Consider the following 4,019-nt stretch of genomic DNA (forward strand, 5'->3'; position numbering starts at 1 on the left):
TCGGCCATCCCGTCCCTGCCCCATAACCTGGAGGCCGAGCAGGCCCTGCTGGGCAGCCTGATGTTCGACAATGCGGTGTTCGAGCGGCTGTCGGACCGCCTGCGCGGCAGCCACTTCTACGAGCCGTTCCACCAACGGCTCTATGACGCCATCGAGGATCACGTCCGGCAGGGCCTGCTGGCCGAGCCGACCATCCTGATGGAGCGGTTCAAGCAGGATCCGGCCTTCCAGGAGTTCGGCGGCCTGCGCTACCTCGCCGACCTCGTCGATCGCGCGCCGCCCGGCGCCAATGCCCCCGACTACGCCCGCGTGGTCTATGACCTGGCCCTGCGCCGTGACCTGATCCGCATCGGAGGCGAGATCATCAAGGAGGCGCCGCAGCCTGAAACCGCGGCCATCGACCAGATCGAGAGCGCCGAACAGCAGCTCTACAATCTCGCCGAAACCGGCAAGCCGTCCTCGGGCTTCGTCAGCTTCTCGACGGCCCTGTCCGGCGCGGTGCAGATGGCCGCCGAGGCTTATCAGCGCGACGGCAAGCTCGCCGGCCTGGCCACCAACCTCGACGATCTCGACCAGAAGCTGGGCGGCCTGCACCCGTCCGACCTTCTGATCCTCGCCGGCCGCCCGTCGATGGGCAAGACGGCGCTGGCGACCAACATCGCCTTCAACGTGGCCCGGAACTACCGCTGGGAGCCGACGCCAGAGGGCCGCAAGACCGTCTCCGGCGGGGTGGTCGCCTTCTACTCGCTGGAAATGTCGGCCGAGCAGCTGGCCATGCGTATCCTCGCCGACGCGTCCGGCGTGTCGTCCGACAAGCTGCGCAAGGGCGAGATCGACGCCGCCGACTTCGGCCGCATCCGCGACGCCGCCGTCGAGATCGGCGAGAGCCCGCTGTTCATCGACGCCACCGGCGGTCTGTCGATGTCCAAGCTGGCGGCCCGCGCCCGGCGCCTGAAGCGGATGGAGCATGGCCTCGACCTGATCGTCGTCGACTACCTTCAGCTGATCACGACCGGGGAGAGCAACAGCCAGAAGAACCGGGTGCAGGAGGTGTCCGAGATCACCGGCGGCCTCAAGGCCCTGGCCAAGGAACTGAGCGTGCCGATCATCGCCCTGTCGCAGCTCTCGCGTCAGGTCGAGCAGCGCGAGGACAAGCGGCCCCAGCTGTCGGACCTGCGCGAGTCGGGCTCGATCGAGCAGGACGCCGACTGCGTCATGTTCGTCTACCGCGAGAGCTACTACCTTGGCCGCGCCGAGCCGCGCGAGGGCACCGAGGAGCACCTCAAGTGGCAGGAGGACATGGACCGGCTCAAGCATCAGGCCGAGGTCGTGATCGGCAAGCAGCGGCACGGCCCGATCGGCATCGTCAAACTGTCCTTCGACGCCGACACCACCCGTTTCGGCAATCTGGCTCACGACGGGCGCTATCCCCAGTCCTACGACTGACCGGATACAGCGTAAGATTGACTCCCGACCATGTTTTGACAGACTGACCAAGGGCTTACCGTCCCGTCAGGACGGTGTTTGGGGGATTCCATGCGTAAAATCGCAATCTGCGCGCTTGCTGCGCTGTCACTCGGCGCGTGCGTCTCGTATCAGCCCGTTCCGAACGCCCGGCCGCTGAACGCGCAGCACATCGAGGCCATCGGCCCGACGTCCGTCGTCATCGCCGAGAACAACACGGGCGTGATGAAGAGCTGGTTCCGGCAGGATTCCTCCGCCGCAGCGGCCTCGCAGGGCCTGATCGGCGTGCTCGTCGGCGCCGCCATGGACGGCATCATGAACTATGCGCCGTCGCGCCGCGCGCGGCGGGCGGCCGACGAACTGGCGGAAGTGATGCCGGCCCAGACCCTGACCGACTCCATGGTCCGGCATTTCAGCGCCCAGATCGCCACGGGCGAACCCGGCGCCGGCGTCACTGTGTCGGATGTCCGCACGGTTCAGAAGCTCACCTCCCCCGGCGTCACCGACGACGCCCTGGAAGTGGCGACCTCCTATCTTCTGTCCGAGGACGCGACCACGCTGCAGGTCTCGGCGACGCTCACCTACCAGAACGCCGCAATGCCCTATGTCACGCCCTACACCTTCGAGGGTGAGCCGCCCGCGGGCGAGCTCACCGGCCCGCTTTACCGGAACAGCCTCACCTACAGCTCGCGGCAGTTGCCGGTGCCGGCCCTGACGCCCGAACTGCGCGAACGGCTGATCGCCTCCATCGAGGACAACCACCGCGACGAGGCCGGCGCCCTGCCCGCGGAAGGCAGCGACGCCTTCAAGTCGATGACCCGGGAGCTGGCCGAGGCGCGCGACGACCGGCTGACCAAGGCCGAGATCGCGATCTTCCTCGCGCGCGAGTGGACCAGGGACGACGGCGCCCTGCTCCGCGCCGAGATCGACAACGCCCATGCCTTCATCGCCAAATACGCGGTGCTCGACATGAACCGCACGGCGATCCCCAGCCTGACCGGGGTCGACGAACTGGTGGAGACGCTGCCGGACGGCCGCACGGTCCGCCGCGGCGGCCCCGGGATCACGGCCGGCTCCTATGTGTCGCTGCCTGGGGAAGTGTCGGACTTCGTCACCTACGGCAACGCGGCGGCGATCGCCGAGGTGAACGAGACCCGCGCCCGGAACATCCAGGAGGCGGCGCGCGCCGCCGCCCGCAGCGCGCGATGAGCCTCCTGCGCCCCGGCGGCGCCGTCCTGGCGCTGACGCTCCTCGCCGGATGCGTCAGCGACCCCGGCTACGCCCCCATGGATCCCGCGGCGAACCGCTATTTCGGCTATTCGGACACGCCCAACGGCGCGGGCGGCCACACCATCCGCGTGGTGCTGCCCGAGGGCGTCGAGAATCCGAAATCGGCCTTCGCCCACTGGGAGCGGCGGGCGGGCGAGCTGTGCGGCCCCGCGGGCTATCGCAAACAGCTGCACACGGCCCGGCGCAACATGATGATGATGCCCGGCTATACGCCGACGGGGTACAGCTACGAGGTGATGGGGGACGTCTGGTGCAACGATCCGGCGATGGCCCCGGCCGATCCGGTCGCGGCTCCGACCGTCCCGGCCGCATAGACCTCCGCTAGCGCAACTCCACCCGGCGCGCGCCGGGCGGAACCGCCAGCTCCGATCCGTTCCAGCGCACGTCCCGTCCGTCGATCCGCGCCCGCGCCGGAGCAGTCTCGCCCGCCGGCCACTGCAGAACGAAGCCGCCCGGCGGCGACGCCCGCCCGTCCAGCGTCAGCACATACCCGCCCTCGTCCCCGCGCAGATTGTAGGTCAGCGGCCCGTAGGGCGTGCGCAGGTTCGTCACTCCGACCCCCTCGCCGTCAAGCCAGGCCAGCGGAGCCCCCGCCGCCAGCACCAGGGCGTGGTCCCGGTCGCGCTCGTAGACCAGCAGGTCCATGGCCGAGCGGATGTAGTCCGAACTGACCCAGGCATGGGGCATGTCGCCAATGAAGCGCGGCTCGCGCCTGTCGCGACCGACCACTTCGGCCCAGCCGTTCCACGCCCGCGGCCGTATGTCGGCGAAGTAGAAGTCCAGCGCCCGCAGAGCCTCGCCGCGCCGTCCCAGCCGCACCAGGGCCCCGACGTTGCGCAGTTCGTACGGGGTGTAGTCCCGCCACGCCTGCCGGTTCTCCTGCCGCGCCGTGAAATTCTCCCACCACTTGTCGAACGTGCCCTGCAGCAGATCCTGCGGCAGGTCGTCGATCAGCCCGGCCGGCGACAAGGCGATGGTGGTCGAGGTGGCGTCGAAGTCGCCCCGGTCGGCCGCACCGGCGATCCAGTCGATCCCATGCGCCCGCGCCGTCGCCTCGATGGAGGCCATCACATCGGCCCTGAACTCCGCCTCCGCCGCGCGGAACCGCGCCGCCGCCGCCTCGTCGCCCAGCGTCTCCGCAATAAACGCGGCATCCCGATAGCCCAGCAGGCCCCAGAAGTCGTCCCAGTAGGAATAGGCCGGCCGGTCCGAATAGCCCTCGTGACTGATGGTCGGCGGCAGCAGGCCGAACAGGTGCCGCTTGT

3 protein-coding genes and 1 pseudogene are annotated in these 4,019 nt (G+C 69.2%); 3 read left to right on the forward strand and 1 reads right to left on the reverse strand.

Going from position 1 to position 4,019, the window contains the following annotated elements; all coding sequences use genetic code 11:
- From VGD32_RS11885 to VGD32_RS11895, 3 genes are all read left to right on the forward strand, one after another.
- A partial coding sequence (locus VGD32_RS11885; protein WP_414644419.1) for a replicative DNA helicase occupies positions 1-1,446 on the forward strand: 1,446 nt, incomplete at its 5' end.
- Between the two features lie 90 nt (positions 1,447-1,536).
- Positions 1,537-2,673, forward strand: a complete 1,137-nt coding sequence (locus VGD32_RS11890) for a hypothetical protein (RefSeq protein ID WP_331032096.1) — start codon at positions 1,537-1,539, stop codon at positions 2,671-2,673.
- Positions 2,670-3,068, forward strand: coding sequence for a hypothetical protein (locus tag VGD32_RS11895; protein WP_331032097.1), 399 nt, complete (start codon positions 2,670-2,672; stop codon positions 3,066-3,068). The genes VGD32_RS11890 and VGD32_RS11895 overlap by 4 nt, the downstream gene beginning before the upstream one ends.
- A gap of 7 nt (positions 3,069-3,075) precedes the next feature.
- Here VGD32_RS11895 and VGD32_RS11900 read toward each other — a convergent pair.
- Positions 3,076-4,019: pseudogene (locus VGD32_RS11900) on the reverse strand (carbohydrate-binding protein); the annotation flags it as partial.

Origin of the sequence: Brevundimonas sp. (assembly GCF_036402095.1) — a bacterium.
Taxonomy (GTDB): domain Bacteria; phylum Pseudomonadota; class Alphaproteobacteria; order Caulobacterales; family Caulobacteraceae; genus Brevundimonas.

Excerpts from the sequence above, each read along its gene's own strand:
- VGD32_RS11890 (WP_331032096.1), top strand. The coding sequence starts at position 1,537 with ATGCGTAAAATCGCAATCTGCGCGCTTGCTGCGCTGTCACTCGGCGCG.
- VGD32_RS11895 (WP_331032097.1), top strand. The coding sequence starts at position 2,670 with ATGAGCCTCCTGCGCCCCGGCGGCGCCGTCCTGGCGCTGACGCTCCTC.